The following is a 23716-nucleotide window of genomic DNA, read 5'->3' on the forward strand; positions in this document are numbered from 1 at the left end:
CTGCGTTTCGTTGCACAGCGGTTAAGCAATAGCGTCGACGCCATCGACAAAAAAAGCGCCTGCAAATTCGCAAGGCGCTTTTTTTGTGTCTGTCGGTTGCCGTGCCGCAGGCGGGCCAGACGAACGAGGTGAGTTAAGACTCGGCCGTATCGAGCAATTCGATGACGCCGCGCAGCGCGTGTTGTGCCGCCTGACTGCGCACTTGCGTGCGGTCGCCCTTGAAGTGTTTCGTCTCGACAACCGTTTTTACACGATTGCTCCAGCCGAAGCACACCATGCCCACCGGTTTTTCGGCACTGCCGCCGCCCGGACCGGCGACACCGGTAATCGACAGCGAAATCTGCGCGCGGCTGTTGAACAACGCGCCCTCGGCCATGGCGCGTGCCACGGGCTCGCTCACCGCACCGTGCTTCTCGATGAGCTCGGCGGGCACACCGATCATTTCGGTCTTGGCCTGATTCGAGTACGTCACAAAGCCACGTTCAAACCAGTTGCTGCTGCCCGAGATGTCTGTGATTGCCGCGGCCACGAGTCCTCCCGTGCACGACTCTGCCGTGGTCAGCATCAGACGCTCGTCACGCAGACGATTGCCGACTTTTACCGACAGTTGAGCGAGAAGAGATTGTTGGGAGACCACGGGACGGCGCCTTCAAAAAGGATGGGTAGATGCGTTTCGCTGCGTCGCTCGAAAACTCAGATCGAGCGCCACAGCGCAATGACGAGCAGCGTGCAGAACGCAGCGACGAGATCGTCGAGCATGATGCCCAGCCCGCCTTTGAAAGTCCGGTCGAAATAGCGAATCGGCGGCGGCTTCACGGCATCGAAGAACCGGAACAGGATGAACGCCACCAGTTGTCCGACGAAGCTCGTAGGCGTGATGAGCAACAGCACGATCCAGAAGGCGACGATTTCGTCCCAGACCACCGAACTGGGGTCTTGCGTGCCGAGCTTGCGCGCGGTGAAGCCGCAAATCCAGATGCCGCCGACGACCGAAAGCGCAATCAACGTCGCCCAGCCGGTGACCGTCAGATACAGATTGAGTACGAGATACGACGCCCAGCCGAAGAGCGTGCCCACAGTGCCGGGGGCGAGCGACGACATTCCGGTGCCGAAGCCGAGCGAAAACAGATGGGCCGGGTGCGAGAACAGGAAACGCGTGTTCGGCCGGCGCGGGCCACTGCCCGGATTGAGGGCGGCCGTTTGGTCAGTACTCATTGGAAATGGTCGAAACTTTTGAAGTCGGCAGCGACAGGCGCGCCCGTATCATCGTGTAATTGCAGCGGGGCCTGGCGTGCATCAGGAAGCGCTATTGTACCGATACGCGTCACGCGCAGGCCGAGTTCGTTGCCGATGGCGGAAATTCGGTCGCGTTGCGCACTGTCGGCGCAAAAACATAACTGGTAGTCGTCGCCACCGGCGAGCGTGCAAAGTCGCTGGATCGCCGGCGATTGTGCGGCAAGTATCGTCGAGCGGGGCACGGCATCGACGTTGATCCGCGCACCGACGCCCGAGCGCTTGAGAATGTGCCCGAGATCGCCGAGCAGGCCATCGGAAATGTCGAGTGCCGCGCGCGCCACGCCGCGCAGCGCCATGCCGAGCGCGATCTGCGGCTCAGGCCAATCCATCGCCCGGCGGACTTGTTCGAATCCACTCTCGGCAGCCGTATTGGCTGCCCCGGTGATCTGCCATTCTCCGCGCAAAACCCCCAACGCCAAACGCGCATCGCCGACGGTGCCGGACACCCAGATATCGTCACCGGGTTGCGCAGCGTCGCGCCGCAGCGCGTGCGCGCCCGGCACCGCGCCGAAGACCGTCACGCAGAGGTTGCGCGGCCCGCGCGTCGTGTCGCCTCCCACCAGCGGGCAATCGTAGCGATCGGCAAGCGCAGCCAATCCTTCGGCGAAGGGCGCGAGCCATGCCGGGTCGCTGTCGGGCAATGCGAGCGCAAGCGTGAAACCGAGCGGTTTGGCGCCCATAGCGGCCAAGTCTGACAAATTGACCGCCAACGTCTTGTGACCCAAGGCGCGAGGGTCGACGTCGGGAAAGAAATGGCGGCCCTCCACCAGCATGTCCGTCGATATGGCGAGTTGTTCGCCCGCCGGCGGGCGCAGCAATGCGCAATCGTCACCGATGCCGAGCGTCACCTGGTCGCCCTGCCGTGTCGCGCCGGTAAAGAAGCGATCGATCAGCGAGAACTCGGATAAGGATGTTGACGGTGCAGACATGGATGCGGAAGGCCTGGTCGTGGATAGCGCAGTGGCTGGGTTCGCGACAAACGCATACCCGGTAGCGCATTTTACGAGGCTCGCCGGGTTTTCCCAATGGTCTCGTGGTGAGTCCGGGCGATTTCGGAGGACGGCCTAGCCGCCTCTCGGACTGTGCCTTACCGATGTTTCATCCGTGGTCCGAAAAAAGCGCATATGGTGCGATGCAGCGTTGAATTTGCGCCGTTTTTTCGCGACGATCATCGGGAAAAAGGTGCAGCCCTTATCCGCTTTTTGCATAAATGGCGTGAATAAATGGGGTTACACTTCGCATAGAAAATTTGAGCCATTTTGTCCGTTAAGAGCTTTCCCTCATGCCCACGCCGATCGATCCGAAACTGCGCGAAGCTGCGCTCGAGTATCACGAATTCCCCACCCCCGGCAAAATCGCCATCGCGCCGACCAAGCAGTTGCTGAACCAACGCGATCTCGCGCTAGCGTACTCGCCGGGCGTTGCCGCCGCGTGTGAGGAAATCGTCATCGACCCGCTCAACGCTTCGCGTTACACGGCGCGGGGCAATCTCGTCGGCGTGATCTCGAACGGCACGGCCGTGCTCGGTCTTGGCGATATCGGCCCGCTCGCGTCCAAGCCGGTGATGGAAGGCAAGGGCGTGCTGTTCAAGAAGTTCGCCAATATCGACGTGTTCGATATCGAAATCGACGAGAAGGACCCCGAGAAGCTCGTCGACATCATCGCTGCACTCGAGCCGACGTTTGGCGCCATCAACCTCGAAGATATCAAGGCACCCGAGTGCTTTATCGTCGAGCGCAAGCTGCGCGAGCGCATGAAGATTCCCGTCTTCCACGACGATCAGCACGGCACGGCCATTGTGGTCGCGGCGGCGCTCATTAACGGATTGAAGGTGGTTGGCAAGGATCTGAAGTCGGTGAAGGTGGTGACGTCGGGCGCAGGCGCTGCCGCACTCGCGTGTCTCGACCTGATCGTCGACATGGGCCTGCCGATCGAGAACATCTGGGTGACGGACTTGGCCGGCGTGGTGTACGAGGGCCGCACCGAATTGATGGACCCGGAGAAGATTCGCTTCGCGCAGAAAACCGACGCGCGCGGCCTGGCTGACGTGATCGGCGGCGCCGACGTGTTCCTCGGGTTGTCGGCTGCGGGTGTGCTCAAGCCGGAAATGGTCAAGACGATGGCCGACAAGCCGCTGATTTTCGCGCTCGCTAACCCGAATCCGGAAATTACGCCGGAACTCGCGAAGGAAGTGCGTCCGGATTGCGTGATGGCCACGGGCCGCACCGACTATCCGAATCAGGTCAACAACGTGCTGTGCTTCCCGTTCATCTTCCGCGGCGCACTCGACGTGGGCGCGACGACGATTACGCGCTCGATGGAGATCGCCGCCGTGAATGCACTCGCGGAACTGGCGCGTCAGGAGCAGAGCGATATCGTCGCATCGGCCTACGGCATCAAGAACCTGTCGTTTGGTCCCGAGTACCTGATTCCGAAGCCTTTCGATCCGCGTCTGCTGGTGAAGGTTGCGACCGCCGTGGCCGAAGCCGCGATGGCCGCCGGCGTCGCGACACGTCCGCTCGCCGATGTCGATGCGTACTCGCAGTCGTTGCAGCAGTTCGTGTATCACAGCGGTGGCCTGATGAAGCCGCTCTTCTCGGTCGCACGCAGCGTGCCTGCCGACAAGAAGCGCATTGCGTTTGCCGAAGGGGAAGAAGAGCGAGTGCTGCGCGCGGTACAGATTCTCGTCGATGAGCGCGTTGCCACGCCAATTCTGGTCGGTCGCCCGGCCGTGATCGAACATCGTATTCAACAGTACGGCCTGCGTCTGACCGCCGGCGTCGACTTCACGGTTGTGAACCCCGAGCACGACGAGCGCTACCGCGACTACTGGGAGACCTATCACCAGTTGACCAACCGCAAGGGGGTGACGGCATCGTACGCCCGCGTGGAAATGCGCCGCCGTACCACGCTGATCGCGGCCATGCTGGTGCGCAAGGGTGAGGCCGATGGCTTGATCTGCGGCACGGTGTCGACGCCGGGCCGTCACCTGCACTTCATCGATCGTGTGATCGGCAAGCGCGAAGGTGGACATGTTTATGGCGCGATGAATGCGTTGATTCTGCCGAATCGTCAGATCTTCTTGGTCGATACGCACATCAACCAGGATCCGAGCGCGGAAGAGTTGGCGGAAATCACATTGATGGCCGCTGAAGAAATTCGCCGCTTCGGCATTCAACCGAAGGTGGCGTTGCTCTCGCACTCGAACTTCGGGACGAGCGATGCGAGTTGCGCACGCAAGATGCGCGAAACGCTGGCGATTCTGCAAGAGCGTGCGCCGGAACTTGAAGTTGACGGCGAAATGCACGGCGATTGCGCGCTCGACCCGGAATTGCGTGCACGCATCATGCCGGAATCGACGTTGACCGGTGCGGCCAACCTGTTGGTCATGCCGAATATCGATGCGGCCAACATTGCCTACAACCTGCTCAAGACGGCCGCCGGTAACAACGTGGCGATTGGTCCGATTTTGCTGGGTGCCGCCAAGCCGGTACATATCCTCACGGAATCGGCCACGGTGCGACGCATCATCAATATGGTCGCCCTTGTCGTCGCCGATGCGGCGGCGCAACAAGAAACGCGCTAACCCTGCGCTGATGGGTTGGGGCCGATTGGCGGTTCGCCGCCGTTCGGCTCACGTTAACGACAAAACGCCGCACCTGCCCGGGCGGCGTTTTGTCATTTTGACGACGCTTTTCCCGTATCGTATATTGAAATGTGTGCGCTTACTTTCGTGAAAAACTCTTTGTTTTCATGAATTTGTTGACTGAATTAGTTGCGAAATGTAAGCCGACATTGATTCTGGGGAGTAATAGCGATACCCTTACGGCTTCACCCACCAGAACGGGCCCGCAGCGCAAAACCGCGCAGGCCGACAACCTAGCTATGACAATGGCACGTTGGCTTCACCGGAGCATCGTGGCGCTGACGGCGGCTGGGAGTGTTTTTCTGGGGGGCAATACCGTGGCGCGCGAAACCGCGCCATATGTCACGGATCAAACGGCAGCGGTATCCGCTACCGAGTTGCCCCGCGAAGCGCAGCGCACGCTGTCGCTGATTGCCCAGGGCGGGCCGTTCCCTTATGCCAAAGATGGCATTGTGTTCGGGAACTACGAAAAGCGCCTGCCCAAAATGCCGCGCGGCTATTACCATGAATACACGGTGCCGACTCCCGGTGCCCGCAATAGAGGTGCCAGGCGCATCATCTGTGGCGGTGATCAACGTGCAGTCGATCCTTGTTACTACACCCAAGATCACTACAACAGCTTTAGACGCATAAGGGAATGACAGCAGTATGAGTGAGCCGGTTTTCGCACAGGAACGCGGGAAAGATCTTATGGCAGATCCATTCGGTGCGGGCGATGGCAACTTGTTCAAGCAGGTGCTGGGCCTGCATGCTGTTGCGCGGGCTGGCCGCCGCCATACCTTATCGGAAGAGGGAGATATGAGTCTTTTCAAGACCGTCAGGCCGAATATCGTGCAGTCGATCCGCGCCTTCCGTGTGCCGGAGCTGGCTGACGAGGCTGAGCGACTGGGGCAGCACTTCCTTTATGCCAACTGTGCACAGGCGCAGAGCAAGGCCGAAGTGCTCGAAACGATCGCTACATCATTCCTGTTCCCGAAGCATTTCGGCAAGAATTTCGACGCCTTGCACGACTGCCTGACCGATCTCGTCAGCCGCAGCGGGGCGCAACCGGGGTTTGTGGTGGTACTCGAAGGGCTGCCGGTGGCGACGAAGTTCGACAAAGATGCCCGCGAAACGCTGCTCGATGTATTCCGCGACGCCGCTGAATTCTGGGGTGAACGGCGCGTGAGCTTCCGCGTGTTCTACTCGTTCGCGTAAGCATCGTGCCGTGATTTGGCGTGAATTTCTCGGCGTTTGCCGCTAAGTCTCACGTCAGGTAGCAAAGAAAAAGGTCCGCAATCGCGGACCTTTTCTTGTTTTTGGGCCCGATGCCGGAACATCGGGCGCCGATTCGATGCGTCGTTCAGGACGTGTGCCCGGCCAGAAACTTCTGCGCGAGACCGGCCAGATCGAACTGCCCCTGCGGGACGTCGCCGTTCGGCGTGAGGTGATTGATGACTTCCGGCAGAATCGACGACAACTGCTGTGCCGCTTCATCCTGGCTCACGCCCGCCGTGTTGGCCAACTGCTGAAGCTGGCCGCCCGGGCCGAGGGCTTGCGCGACTTGATCGGGAGACACCGGTTGATTGCCACCGGTGCCGACCCACGAGCGCACCGCGTCGCCGAGTCCACCGCTCTCCAGCACTTGCGTCAGGCCGCCAAGACCACCGAGTGCGCCGATCAGGTCGGTCGGCGAGGTGGCCGGTGCACCGGCACCGCCGGGCTGGGGCGCTTGCCCACCGCCGAGCAGGCCACCGAGCAAACCGCCAAGTCCACCTGCCGCACCGCCGGCTGCGGCGCCGCCGCCCAGCATGCCACCCAGCGCGCCACCGAGTGAGCCCAGCAGACCGCCACCGCCTTCCTGTCCGTCCGATTTGCCCGTGCGACTGGCGATCATCGCCAGCAGGCCCATCAACAGCAGCATGCGCGTATTGCCACCGCCGCTATTGCCGCCTGCGGGGTTGCCGGCCGCACCGCCGAGAATGGAATCGAGAATACCCATGACGATTTCTCCTTAAGGCCTGCTAGGCCGTTGCCAATCACGATGCCTTACCAACCCCCCCAGCGTGCGGCAAGTGCCGCAAGGACTGCAATGCCCGCCGTTTCCGTGCGAAGGATCCGTTCTCCGAGGCGAATGGCCTCGAAACCGGCGTCGCGCGCGAGGGTGTCTTCCTGAGGTGTGAGCCCGCCTTCCGGGCCGAAGAGCAGCACGCCAGGCTGTGCCGGTGCTTGCGGCAATAACGAATCAAAGCCGCTGTCCCCTCTAGGTGACAATAGCACACGCCATGCGTAACTCGTAACCGTGTTCGGGTCACGTAACCACGCCGAAATGGGCCGGATCGGCAGGATTTGCGGCACGCGGTTTCGTCCGCACTGTTCGCACGCCGCTTGGGCCAGTGCTTGCCAGTGGGCAACCCGTTTGGCGGCCCGCTCGCCATCGAGTCGAATGACCGAGCGCTCGGTGGCGAGCGGCTGAATGTCGGTGACGCCCAACTCGATGGCCTTCTCGATCAGCCAGTCCATCTTGTCGCCGCCGGCAATGCCTTGCGCGAGCGTGACCCGATAGGGCGTTTCAGCCTCCCGGGTATCATGCGCGCCCAATTGCACAGTGGCGTGCCGCTTTTCCAGACTCGTCAACTCGGCCGGATATTCGCCACCAGTCCCGTTGAATAGCGTGAGCGGATCGCCCGCTTTAAGGCGCAATACCTGAACATGACGCACGACGGCGTCGGGAAGATCGAGCAGGGCGCCGCTGTGCAATGGCGCGTCAACGAAGAAGCGGGGCATACGAATCGGGATGGGGCAGGATCAGTTCTGTCGGCGAACGACACTTTGTCGACGCTTTCGGCGTGGGCTCGGCCAGATGAGCGGTTAGGGGCGCAAGCATACCGCATGGGGGAAGGGCGGGCGCGGGGAGGGCGTCATTCGCGATACGCTGGCGACCAGCGGACTGCATTGGCGTCATTCGACGGCCCTAACAATCGCATCGCTCGCCGGCGCCGCTTATCCTCGCGATGCGACTGGACGCGCAAACCCCCAGCGATAACCGTCGATGTCTTCGAGTTGGCAGAAGCGGTCGCCCCAGAACTGGTCTTCGGGCGGCATCAATCCCTTGGCGCCTGCGGCGGTCGCGCGTGCATACAGTGCGTCGACATCTTCCGTGAAGACGTAAAAGCTTTGCGGTGCTTCCACGCCCGATGTGCGCGGTGAGCGCGCGGTGCTGCCGAAACCGCCTTCCGGGGCGAACATCAAGATCAACTGACCCTGATAGAACATTTCTACGTGCATCACGGCACCATCGTCGTCCACCGTGTTGTGCACGGTAAAGCCGAACGCCTGCTCGTAGAACGCAGCGGCCGCCTTGGCGTCGCGCACGGTCAAATAGGGCGTCAACCATGGCACGTGGGACGGGCGGGGATCAGACATGACATGCCTCCGTGATTGCTGTCGGCAATCGGGCGCTTACGCCGCAGGGCCGACATTCGTGACGAGCATCCAATATACAAGGAACGTGTGTGATGTTCACCCGGGACGCGTCATCTCGTCTCAGGGGCGGTGTCGGAATTATTCAGGATTTCAATCAGATCCGGGGCAAGGTCGAATAGCGCTGCGTGGCGCGACACGGCGTAGTGTCGCAATCCGCGCAAGGCATCGGGCGACGCCGCGCGCGCGGCGGCCTGCAATGTGCTCGGATCCGCCGCACGCACATCGAGCGTGTCGCTCGCGATGGCCAGCGCCCAGAGCGAACCATAGAGCGGCACATAAGCCGTCATTGGCTGCACATGCGTGAAGACCGAGCGCAGCGCGTCGAGCATGCGCCGCACCTGCGCTGGCGCAAACCAAGGCGCGCCGAGTTGCACGGCGATGCCCCCGCGCGGCGTCAGAATGGCGCGAACCTGTGCAAAAAATGCAGCGTCATGCAGTGGGCCCGCAATGCCATCGGCTTCGGTGAGGTCGAAGACCACGGCGTCGAATTGTTCGCCATGGATCCGGGCGGCCTCGACGAAATCGCGTGCATCGCCGATGACGAGTGTCGTGCGCGGGTCGTCGAAGGCCCCGTCCGCAAGTAACGACATATGTTGCAGGACGGTCGTCGGCACTTGGGCGTCGAGTTCGGCGACAACGACCTCGGTTACGCCGGCGTGGCGTAACGCTTCACGTGCCGAGCCGCCATCGCCTCCCCCGATCACGAGCACCCGCTTGACGTCCCCGTGCGCGAGCAGCAGGGGGTGGACCATGCATTCGTGGCAGATATGCGCGTCTGCGAGACTGGCCATGAACCGGCCATCGAGCCGATAGGCGCGGCCAAGCGGGCCAAAGGCGGGCAGATCGACGATTTCAATGTGCTGATAGGGCGAAGTTACCTGTACCACCGAGCGTCCGGCGAAGGCGTAGGTCGCCGAAGGCCCGAGCGGGGCGGAGAAAGACGACTGTGCGGATTCGGAATCGTCTGGGGTGACGTCGCGTATGACAGGCATTGTTGTGACAACTTCCTCTAAATTGCGGCGATTGCGCCACTTTTTGGCATCATTCCACGTTCTCGCCATTTGGGGAAGTTCGCGGCAAGCGACCCGGGAAGGTGCCGTATCTGATAAAATCGCGATCTTTCTCCTGCATTTGATTTCGCGCGGCAGCTCGCGGCAACGGGGCACGCCCGCTATTCCGGCTGGTCACCATGACGAACTCCTCTACTGCAACGGCTGCCCTGATGGCCTCCGCCATTCGTGTCCTCTCCATGGACGCGGTTCAACAGGCCAACTCCGGTCACCCTGGCGCACCTATGGGCATGGCCGATATCGCGGTCGCGCTTTGGGGGCGTCACCTCAAGCACAACCCGGTCAATCCGCATTGGTTCGATCGCGACCGCTTCGTGCTGTCGAACGGCCACGGCTCGATGCTCATCTACTCGTTGCTGCATCTGACCGGCTACGATCTGCCGATCGAAGAACTCAAGCATTTCCGCCAACTGCACAGCAAGACGCCAGGTCACCCCGAAGTGGGTATCACCCCGGGTGTCGAGACGACGACCGGCCCGCTGGGTCAGGGCATCACGAACGCTGTCGGTTTCGCGTTGGCCGAAGCGCTGCTCGCCAAGGAATTCAACCGTCCGGGCGCCGATATCGTCGATCACTACACGTATGCGTTCCTCGGCGACGGTTGCCTGATGGAAGGCATCTCGCATGAAGCGTGTTCGCTGGCCGGTACGCTGCGTCTGAACAAGCTGATCGCGCTGTACGACGACAACGGCATCTCGATCGACGGCGACGTCGAATACTGGTTCGCCGACGATACGCCGAAGCGTTTCGAAGCCTATGGCTGGAATGTGATTCGCGACGTGGACGGTCACAACGTCGACGCTGTCGACGCCGCCATCGCGCAAGCTAAGACGTCGGATCGTCCGACGCTGATCTGCTGCAAGACGCTGATCGGCAAGGGCGCCCCGAACAAGCAGGGCGGCCACGATGTGCACGGCGCTCCGCTGGGCGCCGACGAAATCGCCGCGACGCGCGCTGCGCTGGGCTGGACCCTGCCGCCGTTCGAAGTGCCGGCCGAAGTCTATGCCGCGTGGGATGCCAAGGCCGCAGGTCAACAGGCCGAAGCTGCATGGAACGAGCGTTTTGCCGCTTATCGTGGCCAGTTCCCGGCCGAAGCCGCCGAGTTCGAGCGCCGCATGAAGGGCGAGTTGCCGGGCGACTTCAAGTCGGCCGCTGCCGCGCTGATCGCCAAGACCAATGAAAAGGCCGAGACAGTGGCAACGCGCAAAGCGTCGCAACTGGCGATCGAAGGGCTTGCTGCGGTGCTGCCGGAATTCCTGGGCGGCTCGGCCGACTTGACTGGCTCGAACCTGACTAATTGGAAGGCCAGCAAGCCGGTGCGTGCGAACGCCGACGGCGTGCAGTACGGCAACCACATCAACTACGGCGTGCGCGAGTTCGGCATGAGCGCCATCATGAACGGCCTGGCGCTGCATGGTGGTCACATTCCGTTCGGCGGCACGTTCCTGACGTTCTCCGACTACAGCCGTAATGCGCTGCGCATGGCCGCGCTCATGAAGCTGCGCTCGATCTTCGTGTTCACGCACGACTCGATCGGTCTGGGCGAAGACGGCCCGACGCACCAGTCGATCGAGCATGTCTCGAGCCTGCGTTTGATTCCGCAAATGGACGTGTGGCGTCCGTGCGATACGACCGAAACGGCAAGCGCTTGGGTGGCTGCCGTCGAGCGTCACGATGGCCCGTCGAGCCTGGTGCTCAGCCGTCAGAACTTGCCGTTCGTGTCGCGCGACGACGCGCAGATCGCCAATATCCGTCGCGGCGGCTACGTGTTGCGCGATGTGGCGAATCCGCAGATCGTGCTGATCGCGACCGGCTCGGAAATGGATCTGGCCCTCAAGGGCGCCGAAGCACTGGCAGCCGAGGGCATTGCGGTGCGCGTTGTGTCGATGCCGTCGACCAACGTGTTCGACCGTCAGGACAAGGCGTACCGCGAAAGCGTGCTGCCGCGCGGCGTGCCGCGTGTGGCCGTGGAAGCCGGTGTGACGGCGTTCTGGCACAAGTACGTCGGCCTGGAAGGCGGCGTGGTCGGCATTGACACCTTTGGCGAGTCGGCCCCGGCCGGCGTGCTGTTCAAACACTTCGGCTTCACCGTCGACCACGTGGTCGCGACGGTCAAGTCCGTGCTTGGCTGATTTCGTTAGACCTTACGGAGAAACCCCCATGACCATTCGCGTCGCTATTAACGGCTATGGCCGTATCGGCCGCAACGTACTGCGTGCCCATTACGAAGGTGGTAAGAAGCACGATATCGAAATCGTCGCTATCAACGATCTGGGCAATGCACAGACCAATGCTCACCTGACGCAGTACGACACGGCGCACGGCAAGTTCCCGGGCACGGTGACGGTCGATGGCGATTACATGATCGTCAACGGCGACAAGATTCGCGTGCTGGCCAACCGCAACCCGGCAGAACTGCCGTGGGGCGAGTTGAACGTGGACGTCGTGCTCGAGTGCACGGGCTTCTTCACCACGAAGGAAAAGGCCGGTGCGCACCTGAAGGGCGGCGCAAAGAAGGTCATCATCTCGGCCCCGGGCGGCAAGGATGTGGACGCTACCGTCGTGTTCGGCGTGAACGAAGGCGTGCTCAAGTCGACCGACACGGTCATCTCGAACGCTTCGTGCACGACCAACTGCCTGGCACCGCTGGTCAAGCCGTTGCATGAAAAGATCGGTCTGGAAACGGGCCTGATGACCACCGTGCACGCCTACACCAACGACCAGGTGTTGACCGACGTCTATCACGAAGACCTGCGTCGCGCCCGTTCGGCCACGATGAGCATGATCCCGACCAAGACCGGCGCCGCTTCGGCCGTTGGTCTGGTGCTGCCGGAACTGAATGGCAAGCTGGACGGTTTCGCGATTCGCGTCCCGACGATCAACGTGTCGATCGTCGACCTGTCGTTCATCGCCAAGCGCGACACGACCGTCGACGAAGTCAACGCGATCCTGAAGGAAGCCGCTGAAGGTCCGCTGAAGGCGATCGCCACGTACACGACGGCACCGCTGGTGTCGGTCGACTTCAACCACAACCCGGCATCGTCGAACTTCGACGGCTCGCTGACCAAGGTTTCGGGTCGCCTGGTGAAGGTGACGTCGTGGTACGACAACGAGTGGGGCTTCTCGAACCGCATGCTCGACACGACCGTCGCGCTGATGTCGGCTAAGTAAGCTGCTGCGTTGGTAGTGAAGTAAAAAAACCGCTGTCGAGAGGCAGCGGTTTTTTCGTTTATGGCGTAGACGAATCGGCCTAGAAGTCATCGGTCGCCGTGACCAGCGTCAGCCGGGTCGACGGCCCAAGGAGATCATGCGGATTAGTCCGATAAGGACGCCGAGGATGCCGCCGATTACGATGCCGGCGCCACCGAAATACGACTTGCGCGGGAATACCGGGTGATCGTCAACCTGTGTGGCGCTGACAACGCGGGTGTTATAGGACTGGTCGGGCGCCAACATCTGCGAAACCCGGTATCGACTGTCGTTTAACGCCGCTCGTTCTGTGCGGCTGCTCTGCAAGGCGCTGAGTGCCATCACAGAGTCCGTCGATTTGGAGTGCGCCAATGCTGAGCTGAGGTCGGCCTGGGCTTTGGTGTTTGCTTCGATGGCTGCGTCGATGACACTCAACTGCTGTTTCGGCAAATCGCGTGCCTTCTCCAGAATCGAGGCATGCTCACTCATAATTAGTTGTGCAGCATCGTCGAGCGCTTTCGCCGCCTGTTGCTCGGAGGTGCCCCGCGCGGTGATTTCAATGTACGAGGTGCCTTGAATTGCACGCGCCTTGATTGACTTCCAGACCACGGCGGCGTGGAGTGCTTCTTGATTTCCCTTGAGTTCAGGGAGCACATTGCCGGCGACATCGTCACGGAAGGTGTTTAGGCCAACTCGCCCCACCGTCTGCTGTACCGATTCGATGAGCGGGCCATCGGGGCCACTCGCTGGGGAGCCAGCGGCGCGGCCCACCTGCAGGGTTAGCTTGCCTTCCCATTGTTTTTGCAGGAGATACGTGCTGCCGACGCCAATGGCGCCGCCCAAGATGGCGAGGCCCGCGATCCAAGTAGCATTGGCTCGCAAGAAGTTCAGTACGTCTGAGAGTGAAATGTCGGCCGGCTCTTCAGATGTCGTTTCGTTGAGCGTTTTATCGTTATTCATCGGATGGAATCGAACGTCGAGACGTGGCCGGGATGGCCGCATGCCTTGCACGAGAAGGGTTCACCATTTGATGGGGTGAACGCTCTATATGTTCCAAATTACCGACTTTGAGGACATCTCCCGGACCTGGCCTCCGGGATGGCAACGAAATGGAAAGGAAGTGAAATTAATTCTTCTGCCGGTGCGGGCACGGATCCTTCGTGCAGCTCCCGTACATGGCGAGGGAATGTTCTTGAAGTGCGAAGCCGCGTTCTTTGGCGATCAATTTCTGGCGGCGTTCGATTTCTGCGTCGAAAAATTCCTCGACGCGACCACAATCCAGGCACACCAAGTGATCGTGGTGATGGCCTTCGTTGAGTTCGAATACGGCCTTGCCGGACTCGAAGTTACTGCGCGACAATAGTCCGGCTTGTTCGAATTGCGTCAACACGCGGTAGACCGTCGCCAGACCGATGTCGAGGTTTTCGCCGAGAAGATGACGATAGACGTCTTCGGCGGTCAAATGGCGCACCTCGCTGTTCTGGAAGATTTCCAGAATTTTGAGGCGCGGAAGCGTGGCTTTCAGTCCGATATTTTTCAGATCGGCGGGATTCGGCATCGCTCTACGTCCCTAGAGTACAATACAGCCCCAATAATAATGCCTTTTTGCCTTGCCCGGCGCAAACCGGCGCAAACGGGACGGTTTAGCCGTCAACGGGGGCGATGTGGCGGCGCGCCCGGCGTGCCGGAGTCAAGTTCGATTTTTTTGAAAGCGAGTCAGATTTGCGTCGTTATCTCTCCCTGTATGCTGCCGCAGCATTGCTGGCACTGGCCGGCTGTTCCACGTACGACAGCGTGACCGACAAGGTGATCGGCGTCGTGACGCCGTATCGAATCAATATCGTGCAAGGCAACTTCGTCTCGAAGGAAGCCTACGACCAGCTCAAGCCCGGCATGACGCGCGACCAAGTGCGCCAACTGCTCGGCACGCCGCTGCTCACCGATATCTTCCACGCCAATCGCTGGGACTACGTCTTCTATTTCAAACGCGGCAACGCGTCGGTGGTGCAAGAGCGCCATCTGAAGCTGTATTTCGAGAGCGATACGCTGGCCCGTTGGGAAGGTGGCGAGAACCTGCCGACCGAATATCAATTGGTGCAGGAAATCGACGGTCAGAAGGGCAAGACTGTGAAGACCGAGGCGCCGGCCCCGTCGACCGCGAGTGCGGCCGCGGCAGAAGCCGCAGCGCCGTCGCCTGATGCCGCCGCAGCAGCGCCGACGGCTGCTGCCGCACCGGCAGCGAACGACGTTGCCACGGTGTCTACCGACGCCGCGACGACCAGTGGCGCAACGACCACCACCTCCAGCGCCAGCGCCAGCGCCGGGCTCTCCACTGGCGGCACCAGCAGCCTGGGCGCCGGTACGGCCACCGGTACGGGCCTGGTGCCTTCGCCGCGTGTGACCTCCGGCGGTGGCTTGTTCACGGCACCCCAGTAAGCGCACAGAAACCCAAAGACTCACCATGATGAAGATTGCGATTGCCGGTGCGTCCGGCCGTATGGGCCGGATGCTGATTGAAACCGTGCTGGCTGCCGACGATGCGCAGCTCGTGGGCGCGCTCGATCGCGAAGGCAGCCCGGCACTCGGTCATGACGCCGGTGCTTTCCTCGGCCGCGAGACCGGTGTGAACATCACCGCCGATTTCGACGCTGCCCTGGCCAATGCCGACTTCCTGATCGATTTCACGCGTCCGGAAGCCACGCTGCTGCATTTGGCGGCTGCCCAGAAGCACGGCGTGAAGATGATCATCGGCACGACCGGGTTCTCGGAAGACGAGAAAGCGCGTTTGGCTGAAGGTGCCAAGCAGGTAGCTGTCGTTTTTGCGCCGAACATGAGCGTCGGCGTGAACGCAACATTCAAGCTGCTCGAAATCGCGGCGAAGATTCTGAATACCGGCTACGACATCGAAATCATCGAAGCGCACCACCGTCACAAGGTCGATGCCCCGTCGGGTACCGCCTTGCGTATGGGTGAAGTGGTGGCCGAGGCGCTTGGGCGCGATCTCAAGGAATGTGCCGTCTATGGTCGCGAAGGCGTGACCGGCGAGCGCGATCCGTCGACGATCGGTTTCGCGACCGTGCGTGGTGGCGATATCGTGGGCGATCACACGGTGCTGTTTGCCGGCATCGGCGAGCGTATCGAAATCACGCACAAGTCGTCGAGCCGTCTGTCGTACGCACAGGGCTCGTTGCGCGCCGCGCGTTTTCTCGTCGAGCGCCAGACGGGTCTGTTCGACATGCAGGACGTGCTAGGCCTACGCTAAGCGCCTGCCGGGGCGGGGAGTTCGACGTGCTTGTGATGGGCGTCGTGATCCCTGCCCTTTCGCTTTCCGGCGGTCTCGCCGGTACGCATTGACGCATTGCCAGCACCTGATGGGGCGAAGTTGTGAACCCCGCTGGCAGCCCTTCGATCTGAAGGTTGCGACGCCCGCCGCCATCGCGCCGAATCCGCACCCGGCGGCGTTATAATCATCGTTTTCCCCGGATCTGCCCCACGTTACCGTGTGCTGCGCCCTTGGCCGCACACCGGCAGGGCAAAGCCGAGCCGAATCCTATCCGCCGACCCATCATGCAAGAAAAATACGTTCCCGCCGACGTCGAAGCCGCCGCCCAGTCGCACTGGCAGGCCATCGATGCCTACAAGACCACCGAGCGCGCGGACAAGCAGAAATTCTATTGCGTCTCGATGCTGCCGTATCCGTCGGGCAAGCTGCATATGGGCCACGTGCGCAACTACACCATCAATGACGTGATGTACCGTCAGATGCGCATGCGCGGTTACAACGTGCTCATGCCGATGGGGTGGGATGCCTTCGGCATGCCGGCGGAAAACGCGGCAATGGCCAACAACGTGCCGCCCGCGAAGTGGACGTACGACAACATCGCGTACATGAAGAAGCAGATGCAGGCGATGGGGCTGGCGATCGACTGGTCGCGCGAAGTCGCCACCTGCTCGCCGGAGTACTACCGCTGGAATCAGTGGCTCTTCCTCAAGATGCTCGAGAAGGGCGTCGTGTACCTGAAGACGGGGACGGTGAACTGGGACCCGGTCGATCAGACCGTGCTCGCCAACGAGCAAGTGATCGACGGCCGCGGCTGGCGTTCGGGCGCGCTCGTCGAAAAGCGCGAAATTCCGATGTACTACATGCGCATCACCGACTACGCCGATGAGTTGCTCGGCGATCTGGACGACCTCGGCTGGCCCGAGCGCGTGAAGGTGATGCAGCAGAACTGGATCGGCAAGAGCTTTGGCGTGAACTTCGGGTTCCCGTACGAACTCGATGGCGAGCGCAAGCTGCTGCGCGTGTTCACCACGCGTGCCGACACGATCATGGGCGTGACCTTCTGCGCGATTGCCGCCGAGCATCCGCTCGCCACGCGCCTGGCTGCCGAGCGTCCCGACCTGCAAGCCTTCATTGCCGAGTGCAAGCAAGGCGGCGTGGCCGAGGCCGATATCGCCACGATGGAAAAGAAGGGCATGCCGACGGGCTTCTTCGTCACGCATCCGATTACCGGCGACAAGGTCGAAGTGTGGATCGGCAATTATGTGCTGATGGGCTATGGCGAAGGCGCCGTGATGGGCGTGCCCGCGCACGACGAGCGCGACTTCGCGTTCGCGCGCAAGTACGGTCTGCCGATCAAGCAAGTGGTCGCAGTCGCAGGTGAGACGTACTCGACCGACGCCTGGCAAGCCTGGTACGGCGAAAAGTCGGGCACGCTGATCAATAGCGGCAAGTACGACGGCCTGGACTTTGCTGCGGCCATCGACGCGATCGCCACCGACCTCAAGGCACAGGAAGTCGGTGACAAGCAGGTGACGTTCCGTCTGCGCGACTGGGGTATTTCGCGCCAGCGTTACTGGGGCACGCCGATCCCGATCATCCACTGCGACACGTGTGGCGCGGTGCCGGTGCCGGAGAAAGATCTGCCGGTGGTGTTGCCGGAAGACCTCGTGCCGGACGGCACGGGTAACCCGCTGGCCAAGTCCGAAGCGTTCCTCAAATGCGATTGCCCGAAGTGCGGCAAGCCGGCGCGTCGCGAGACCGACACGATGGACACGTTCGTCGACTCGTCGTGGTACTTCATGCGCTACGCCTGCCCGGACGCCGAGACCATGGTCGACGCCCGTACCGACTACTGGATGCCGATGGATCAGTACATCGGCGGCATCGAGCACGCGATTCTGCACTTGTTGTATTCGCGTTTCTGGACCAAGGTCATGCGCGATCTGGGGCTGGTGACCTTCAAGGAACCGGCGCAAAACCTGCTCACGCAAGGCATGGTGCTCAACGAGACGTTCTATCGCGAAGACGACGCCGGCAAGAAGACGTGGTTCAACCCGCTCGACGTGCAGGTGCAGTTCGACGACAAGGGCCGTCCGCTGGGTGCAACGTCGAAGGCCGACGGCGGTGATGTGATCCTCGGCGGCATCGAAAAGATGTCGAAGTCGAAGAATAACGGTGTCGACCCGCAATCGCTCATCGACCAGTACGGTGCCGACACGGCACGTCTGTTCGTGATGTTCGCGGCACACCCGGAACAACAGCTTGAGTGGTCGGGGGCCGGTGTCGAAGGTGCTAGCCGTTTCCTGCGTCGTCTGTGGGGCTTCGGCCAGTCGCAAGCCGCGATGCTGAGTCAGGCGGATGCTGCCATCGAGACCTCCAATGCCGCAGCGCAAGCATTGCGCCGCGAGGTGCATGGCGTGCTCAAGCAGGCCAACTACGACTACCAGCGTGTGCAGTACAACACGGTGGTGTCGGCGGCGATGAAGATGCTCAACGCCATCGAGAACGACAAGGGCGCTGCGGGCGCGGGCGCTGTGCGCGAGTGCTACGGCATCTTGCTGCGCGTGCTTTACCCGGTGGTGCCGCACGTGACGCACGGCCTGTGGGACGCCCTGGGTTATGCAGCGCAGTCGGGCGACCTGCTCGACGCCTCGTGGCCGGAAGTGGACGAAGCGGCGTTGGTGCAAGACGAGATCGAACTGGTGTTGCAGGTGGCGGGGAAAGTCCGCGGCGCGATTCTCGTGGCCAAGGACGCTTCGCGCGAAACCATCGAACAGGCAGCACTGGCGCATGAGATGACGATCAAGTTCGGCGAAGGCAAGCCGGTCAAGAAGGTCATCATCGTGCCGGGACGTCTCGTGAACGTGGTGGTCTGAGCCGGCATCGACTGCCGATCCATGATTTGGTGAGAAGAGGGCACATCACGTGCAAATGACATCCGGGCAACGCAGCGCGGGCATGACGCGCAGGATTTTCGGCTGGATCGCGCTGCTGAGCTGCGCGCTGACCTTGTCGGCGTGCGGTTTCCAACTTCGCGGTGCGAGCGAGTACGCCTTCAGGCGGCTGTACATCTCCGGCGGTGGCCAGATGGCCACCGATATCAAGCGTTATATCCGCTATGGCAGCAAGGACACCGTTGTCGTGGATGCGCCCAAAGATGCCGACGCACGTCTGGAGCTCTTGGGGCAAACGTCATCGCGAACGGCAGTGAGTCTGGATTCTTCGGGGCAGGCGCGTGAGTACGAGATGCGTAGCACGTTTGTATTCCAGCTTGTCACCCCGGACGGAACAGCGATCATCCCGCAGAGTACGATTCGCCTGTCGCGTAATTTGCCGTATAGCGACAGTGAAGCGTCTGCTCGCGATACTGAGGCGGCGCTGCTCAATCGCGACATGGAGAAAGACGCCGTCGACCAGATCATTCGCCGCATGGAAGCGGTGAAGGCCATGCCGACGCCGACGGCGGATCACTAAGCCAATTCAGCGCACCGAACCCATAGGCCATGCAACTGCGCCCCGACGCGCTTGACGCGAATCTTGCCAAGACCCTCTCGCCGATCTACGTGATCTACGGCGACGAGAGTCTGCTGGTGCAAGAAGCGGTGGATCGTGTGCGAACGGCAGCACGCGCCGGCGGCTTTACCGAGCGTGATGTGTTGTCGGTCGAGCGCAGTTTCGATTGGGGGGCGTTGGCCAACGCGGGGCAGTCGATGTCGCTGTTCGGCGATCGCAAACTGATCGAGTTGCGAATTCCCGGCGGCAAGCCTGGCAAAGAGGGCGGCGCAGCACTCAAGGTGCATGCCGAAGCCGCCAGCGGCGACGTGCTCACCATCATCACGCTGCCGCGTCTCGATGCTGCGGCCTCCAAATCCGACTGGTTCACCGCGCTCGATCGTGCGGGCGTGACCGTGAAGATCGATACCGTGGATCGTGCGCGCTTGCCCGACTGGATCGCACAGCGTCTGGCGGCACAAGGACAACGCGTGGCGGCAGGAGAGGCCGGGCGCCGGGTGCTGCAATTCATCGCTGACCGGGTCGAGGGCAACTTGCTCGCGGCGCATCAGGAAATTCAGAAACTCGGCTTGTTGTACCCCGCAGGCACGCTCGAATTCGAGCAGGTGCAGGACGCCGTGCTGAACGTCGCCCGTTACGACGTTTTCAAGCTGAGCGAGGCGGTGCTGGCGGGCGATGCACCGCGTCTCGTGCGCATGCTCGACGGCTTGCGCGGCGAGGGCGAAGCGGCCCCGCTCGTACTCTGGGCGCTCACGGAAGAAGTCCGCACGCTGGCCAAGATCACGCGTGGCATGGCTGCGGGCAAGCCGCTCGCGATGCTGTTGCGCGAATACCGTGTGTGGGGCCCTCGCGAGCGTTTGATGGAGCAGGCCGCCAATCGCGCCACGCCGACCATGCTCGCGCAAGCGCTCCAACTGGCCGCACGCCTGGACCGTCAGGTCAAAGGTTTGCGCGCCGACGGGTTGCCGGGCGACCCGTGGGACGGCATGTTGCAACTCGGCTTGTTGCTCGTGGGCGAGCGACCGCCCCGACCGCCCCGATCGAATCGACCGAACTGACCAAAGCAACGAAATGGATATCAAAGCCTACATGCAGTCGCTGGGCCAACGTGCCCGTGCGGCGTCCCGCGCCATGGCACGTGCCGACACCGCTGCGAAGAACCGCGCCTTGCTGGCCATTGCCGACGCCATCGAGCGCGACGGTACGAAATTGCAGGAAGTGAACCGGCGAGATCTTGAGCGCGCCCGTGCCAATGGGCAGGACGCCGCTTTCATCGACCGTCTGACGCTCTCCGATAAGGCGCTGCGCACGATGATCGAAGGCCTGCGTCAGATCGCCGGTCTGTCGGACCCGATTGGCGAGATCAGCAACGTACGCGTGCAACCGAGCGGCATTCAGGTGGGCCAGATGCGCGTGCCTTTGGGCGTGATCGGCATCATCTACGAGTCGCGTCCGAACGTGACCATCGATGCGGCCGCGCTGTGCCTGAAGTCGGGCAACGCGACGATTCTGCGTGGTGGCTCCGAAGCTATCGAAAGCAATACCGCGCTGGCGACACTCATTGCCGAAGCACTCGCCGCCACCGGTTTGCCGGGCGACGCGGTGCAGGTGGTGAGCACGCCCGACCGGGCAGCGGTGGGCGAGTTGATCACCATGACCGAGTATGTCGACGTGATCGTGCCGCGTGGCGGCAAGAGCCTCATCGCCCGATTGATGCAGGATGCGCGCGTGCCGATGATCAAGCATCTCGATGGCATTTGCCACGTGTATGTCGATCGTCTTGCCGATCCCGTCAAAGCGTTGGCCATCTGCGAGAACGCCAAGACGCATCGTTATGGCACCTGCAACACGATGGAGACGCTGCTCGTCGATCAAGCCGCCGTGGATCAACTGCCCGCCATCGCGCGCATGTTCCAGAACAAGCAGGTCGAGCTGCGCGGCTGCGAACGGACCGTGGCGGCGCTCACGCAAGCGGGCATCACCGGCGTTGTGGCAGCCACCGAGGAAGATTGGTCGACCGAGTATCTGGCGCCCGTGCTGGCGATCAAGATCGTCGACGGCATGGCGCCTGCCATCGAACACATCAACCGCTTCGGTTCGCATCACACCGACGCGATCGTGACCGAGGACTACAGCGCGGCAATGCAGTTTCTGCGCGAAGTGGATTCGGCCAGCGTGATGATTAACGCGAGCACGCGATTCGCCGATGGCTTCGAATTCGGACTGGGCGCGGAAATCGGCATCTCGAACGACAAGTTGCACGCCCGTGGTCCGGTGGGGCTGGAAGGACTGACGAGTCTCAAGTACGTCGTGTTCGGTCATGGCGAAGTGCGTCAGTAAGCGAGTGATCGACGAATGAAAGTGCAGGTACTCGGCCCGGCCGATTTTCTGAAAATGCCGTGGAAGAACGGCTTGGGCGTGACGACCGAACTGGCCGTGGCGCGCCGACCGGGCGAAGACGGTTTTGATTGGCGCATCAGCACCGCAACGGTGGCCGTGCCGGGGCCTTTCTCGGTGTTCGCGGGCATCGACCGTTCGCTGGCGATCGTGCGCGGCGGATCGCTCACATTGAACGTAGAGGGCCGCGACGACGTGACGCTCACGACGCAAACGCCAGCCTACGCGTTCGGTGGCGAGCTTGCCGTGAGCAGCACCCCGGCGCTCGACGTCGACGGCGTGCCCATCGACGACTTCAATGTCATGACGCGCCGCACCGAGTGGCAGCACACGTTGGTGCAGCACCGCCTGACGAGCGACGGCGTGACGTGGGCGCTGCCGACGCAAGCCAACAGCGTCGCGTTCCTCTACTGCGCCGAGGGCGCCGTTACCGCGACGCTCGCCACTGGCGAGGCGGTGAAAGTGCCGTCCGGCCACGCGCTGCGTCTCGACGATATCCGTGACACCGCAGACGCGGCCTGCCAACTCCGCGCCGATGGACCGTCGAGCGACGTCTTCCTCACCTGCCTGACGCCGCGTTAATCGCTTCCCTTGGGCTGGCGGTTTGCCAGCCCGTCCCCCGCCGTCCTCCCCCCGTACTTCCCCTAGGCCGATCCGGATACTTTTCCGGCGAGCGAAACGGCATACTTTGATTTGTCCGCCTATAAATCAAAGTTCCACCTATGAAACAATCATTCTCTCTGTCCTTGCGAGGTCCTGCGCCATGGATCCGTTGAGTGACGTCTTGAGCGATGTGCGGGCGGACGCCGTTGTCACGGGCCGCTTCACGTTTGGCGCGCCGTGGTCGTTGCGAAAGCCAGCGTTGGAGGGGGTGCCGTTCCGTACGGCACTGGGCGCACCGTTCTACCTGCTGGTGGCGGGCATGGCGCCAGTGCGGATCGAGCCGGGCGACTGCGTGCTGCTCCCCCACGGGCACGAGCACGTGATGTGTTCGTCGTTGGACGAGACGCCCGTCGTGTTCGAGCAAATGATGTCGGCGCAGGGGATCGAGCCGAGGCTCGACACGCCCTTGGCGTTTCGTGCCGGCGGCAACGGTGAGGTCAGCGAGTTGTACACCGGCGTGGTGATGTTCCGGGAGCGGGTGAGAAACCCGCTATTGGCATCGCTGCCGCCGCTGATTCACATCCGCGCGGGTGACCCCGCGGTGCCCGCGTTACTGACCACGACGCTGGCGGCTTTCATCGAAGAATCGATGCAGCGTGGGCCGGGGTGGCGGGTGGCGGTGGCACGATTGGCCGACGTGTTGTTTGTGCAGATATTGCGTGCCTATCTCGCATCGAGCGGGGGCATGAGTACGCACTGGATGCGAGGCATGACCGACCCGCAGATGGGCCGCGCCATCGCGTCGATGCACGAGGCACCGGCACGCGCGTGGACGGTGGCGGACTTGGCGAGCATCGCGGGCATGTCGCGCTCGAAGTTCTGTCTACGCTTCCGCGAGTTGGTGGGAGAGTCGCCGATGTCGTACCTGACGACGCATCGGATGTATCTGGCGGCGGAGCGTTTGGCGGGCGCTGGCGCAAGAATCTCGGACGTCGCCGACGCCGTCGGATACGCGTCGGAAAAGGCCTTCACGAGAGCCTTCCGCCGCTGTTACGGCCTCCCGCCACGCGAGTATCTGCGCAGTTGCGAGCTAGGCAACTAGCCGCGTCACACAGGCCGTCGCGCGCACTCGCACGCACATGCGCACGCACACGGCGTCCCACAGGGGTTTTCCCCGCTCTGGACGAACGGCGACCTTTTCGGGTCGGCTGGCCGTTGTTCGGCAATTTTCTCGTAGTGAGAATTCACTCGTCA

At 62.2% G+C, this 23716-nt stretch carries 22 protein-coding genes; 13 read left to right on the top strand and 9 right to left on the bottom strand.

Annotated features, from left to right (window positions below; translation table 11 throughout):
- Positions 1-133 precede the first annotated feature (133 nt).
- From ACPWR9_RS16925 to thiL, 3 genes are read right to left on the bottom strand one after another with little or no spacing between them, the layout of a single operon-like run.
- Positions 134-637 carry a CinA family protein gene (locus tag ACPWR9_RS16925; protein WP_150681008.1) on the bottom strand — a complete coding sequence of 168 codons (504 nt, stop codon included), beginning with the start codon at positions 635-637 and terminating at the stop codon, positions 134-136.
- Between the two features lie 56 nt (positions 638-693).
- Positions 694-1215, bottom strand: coding sequence for a phosphatidylglycerophosphatase A family protein (locus ACPWR9_RS16930; RefSeq protein WP_426299502.1), 522 nt, complete (start codon positions 1213-1215; stop codon positions 694-696).
- Positions 1212-2225 carry a thiamine-phosphate kinase gene (gene thiL / locus ACPWR9_RS16935; RefSeq protein WP_426299504.1) on the bottom strand — a complete coding sequence of 338 codons (1014 nt, stop codon included), beginning with the start codon at positions 2223-2225 and terminating at the stop codon, positions 1212-1214. The genes ACPWR9_RS16930 and thiL overlap by 4 nt, the downstream gene beginning before the upstream one ends.
- Positions 2226-2578: 353 nt before the next feature.
- Here thiL and ACPWR9_RS16940 point away from each other — a divergent pair, with 353 nt between their 5' ends.
- The 3 genes from ACPWR9_RS16940 to ACPWR9_RS16950 all read left to right on the top strand — a co-directional run bounded on the left by ACPWR9_RS16940 (position 2579) and on the right by ACPWR9_RS16950 (position 6139).
- Positions 2579-4882: an NADP-dependent malic enzyme gene (locus tag ACPWR9_RS16940; RefSeq protein ID WP_426299506.1), complete on the top strand. Its 2304-nt coding sequence runs from the start codon at positions 2579-2581 to the stop codon at positions 4880-4882.
- 305 nt (positions 4883-5187) lie between these two features.
- A complete protein-coding gene (locus ACPWR9_RS16945; RefSeq protein ID WP_426299931.1) occupies positions 5188-5583 on the top strand; it encodes a ribonuclease domain-containing protein in 396 nt (131 codons plus the stop codon).
- Positions 5584-5590: 7 nt separating this feature from the next.
- On the top strand, positions 5591-6139 hold the full coding sequence (locus tag ACPWR9_RS16950) for a barstar family protein (RefSeq protein WP_150681004.1): 549 nt from the start codon (positions 5591-5593) through the stop codon (positions 6137-6139).
- A 145-nt stretch (positions 6140-6284) separates the two neighbouring features.
- Here the strand turns inward: ACPWR9_RS16950 and ACPWR9_RS16955 are convergent, their stop codons facing one another.
- The 4 genes from ACPWR9_RS16955 to ACPWR9_RS16970 form a co-directional block, all read right to left on the bottom strand.
- On the bottom strand, positions 6285-6923 hold the full coding sequence (locus ACPWR9_RS16955) for a YidB family protein (protein WP_426299508.1): 639 nt from the start codon (positions 6921-6923) through the stop codon (positions 6285-6287).
- Between the two features lie 47 nt (positions 6924-6970).
- On the bottom strand, positions 6971-7708 hold the full coding sequence (locus tag ACPWR9_RS16960) for a 16S rRNA (uracil(1498)-N(3))-methyltransferase (RefSeq protein WP_426299510.1): 738 nt from the start codon (positions 7706-7708) through the stop codon (positions 6971-6973).
- A 216-nt stretch (positions 7709-7924) separates the two neighbouring features.
- A complete protein-coding gene (locus ACPWR9_RS16965) occupies positions 7925-8347 on the bottom strand; it encodes a VOC family protein (protein WP_426299512.1) in 423 nt (140 codons plus the stop codon).
- A gap of 110 nt (positions 8348-8457) precedes the next feature.
- Entirely contained in the window at positions 8458-9573 is a 1116-nt protein-coding gene (locus tag ACPWR9_RS16970; RefSeq protein WP_426299514.1) for a hypothetical protein, read from the bottom strand.
- 23 nt (positions 9574-9596) lie between these two features.
- On the opposite strand from ACPWR9_RS16970, the gene tkt reads away from it, so the two are divergent.
- Both tkt and gap read left to right on the top strand, forming a co-directional pair.
- Positions 9597-11609: a transketolase gene (gene tkt, locus ACPWR9_RS16975; protein WP_426299516.1), complete on the top strand. Its 2013-nt coding sequence runs from the start codon at positions 9597-9599 to the stop codon at positions 11607-11609.
- Between the two features lie 28 nt (positions 11610-11637).
- Entirely contained in the window at positions 11638-12648 is a 1011-nt protein-coding gene (gene gap, locus ACPWR9_RS16980; protein WP_426299518.1) for a type I glyceraldehyde-3-phosphate dehydrogenase, read from the top strand.
- Between the two features lie 108 nt (positions 12649-12756).
- Here the strand turns inward: gap and ACPWR9_RS16985 are convergent, their stop codons facing one another.
- On the bottom strand, positions 12757-13626 hold the full coding sequence (locus tag ACPWR9_RS16985) for a hypothetical protein (RefSeq protein WP_426299520.1): 870 nt from the start codon (positions 13624-13626) through the stop codon (positions 12757-12759).
- 166 nt (positions 13627-13792) lie between these two features.
- Complete coding sequence (fur, locus tag ACPWR9_RS16990) at positions 13793-14224, bottom strand: ferric iron uptake transcriptional regulator (RefSeq protein WP_023594193.1); 432 nt, start codon at positions 14222-14224, stop codon at positions 13793-13795.
- Positions 14225-14388: 164 nt separating this feature from the next.
- Between fur and ACPWR9_RS16995 the strand changes: the two genes are divergently transcribed.
- From ACPWR9_RS16995 to ACPWR9_RS17030, 8 genes are all read left to right on the top strand, one after another.
- The gene (locus tag ACPWR9_RS16995; RefSeq protein ID WP_426299522.1) at positions 14389-15102 is read left to right on the top strand and encodes an outer membrane protein assembly factor BamE; all 714 of its coding nucleotides are present in this window, start codon (positions 14389-14391) and stop codon (positions 15100-15102) included.
- 28 nt (positions 15103-15130) lie between these two features.
- A complete protein-coding gene (gene dapB, locus ACPWR9_RS17000; protein ID WP_426299933.1) occupies positions 15131-15928 on the top strand; it encodes a 4-hydroxy-tetrahydrodipicolinate reductase in 798 nt (265 codons plus the stop codon).
- 305 nt (positions 15929-16233) lie between these two features.
- Positions 16234-18825 carry a leucine--tRNA ligase gene (gene leuS / locus ACPWR9_RS17005; protein WP_426299524.1) on the top strand — a complete coding sequence of 864 codons (2592 nt, stop codon included), beginning with the start codon at positions 16234-16236 and terminating at the stop codon, positions 18823-18825.
- Between the two features lie 82 nt (positions 18826-18907).
- Entirely contained in the window at positions 18908-19423 is a 516-nt protein-coding gene (gene lptE, locus ACPWR9_RS17010; RefSeq protein WP_426299526.1) for an LPS assembly lipoprotein LptE, read from the top strand.
- Positions 19424-19452: 29 nt separating this feature from the next.
- The gene (gene holA, locus ACPWR9_RS17015; RefSeq protein ID WP_426299528.1) at positions 19453-20520 is read left to right on the top strand and encodes a DNA polymerase III subunit delta; all 1068 of its coding nucleotides are present in this window, start codon (positions 19453-19455) and stop codon (positions 20518-20520) included.
- A gap of 13 nt (positions 20521-20533) precedes the next feature.
- Positions 20534-21802, top strand: a complete 1269-nt coding sequence (locus tag ACPWR9_RS17020; protein ID WP_426299530.1) for a glutamate-5-semialdehyde dehydrogenase — start codon at positions 20534-20536, stop codon at positions 21800-21802.
- A gap of 15 nt (positions 21803-21817) precedes the next feature.
- The gene (locus ACPWR9_RS17025) at positions 21818-22441 is read left to right on the top strand and encodes a HutD/Ves family protein (protein ID WP_426299532.1); all 624 of its coding nucleotides are present in this window, start codon (positions 21818-21820) and stop codon (positions 22439-22441) included.
- Positions 22442-22622: 181 nt separating this feature from the next.
- Complete coding sequence (locus ACPWR9_RS17030) at positions 22623-23564, top strand: AraC family transcriptional regulator (RefSeq protein WP_426299534.1); 942 nt, start codon at positions 22623-22625, stop codon at positions 23562-23564.
- Positions 23565-23716 lie beyond the last annotated feature (152 nt).

This window comes from Pandoraea pneumonica (assembly GCF_049918595.1).
Lineage (GTDB): Bacteria > Pseudomonadota > Gammaproteobacteria > Burkholderiales > Burkholderiaceae > Pandoraea > Pandoraea pneumonica_A.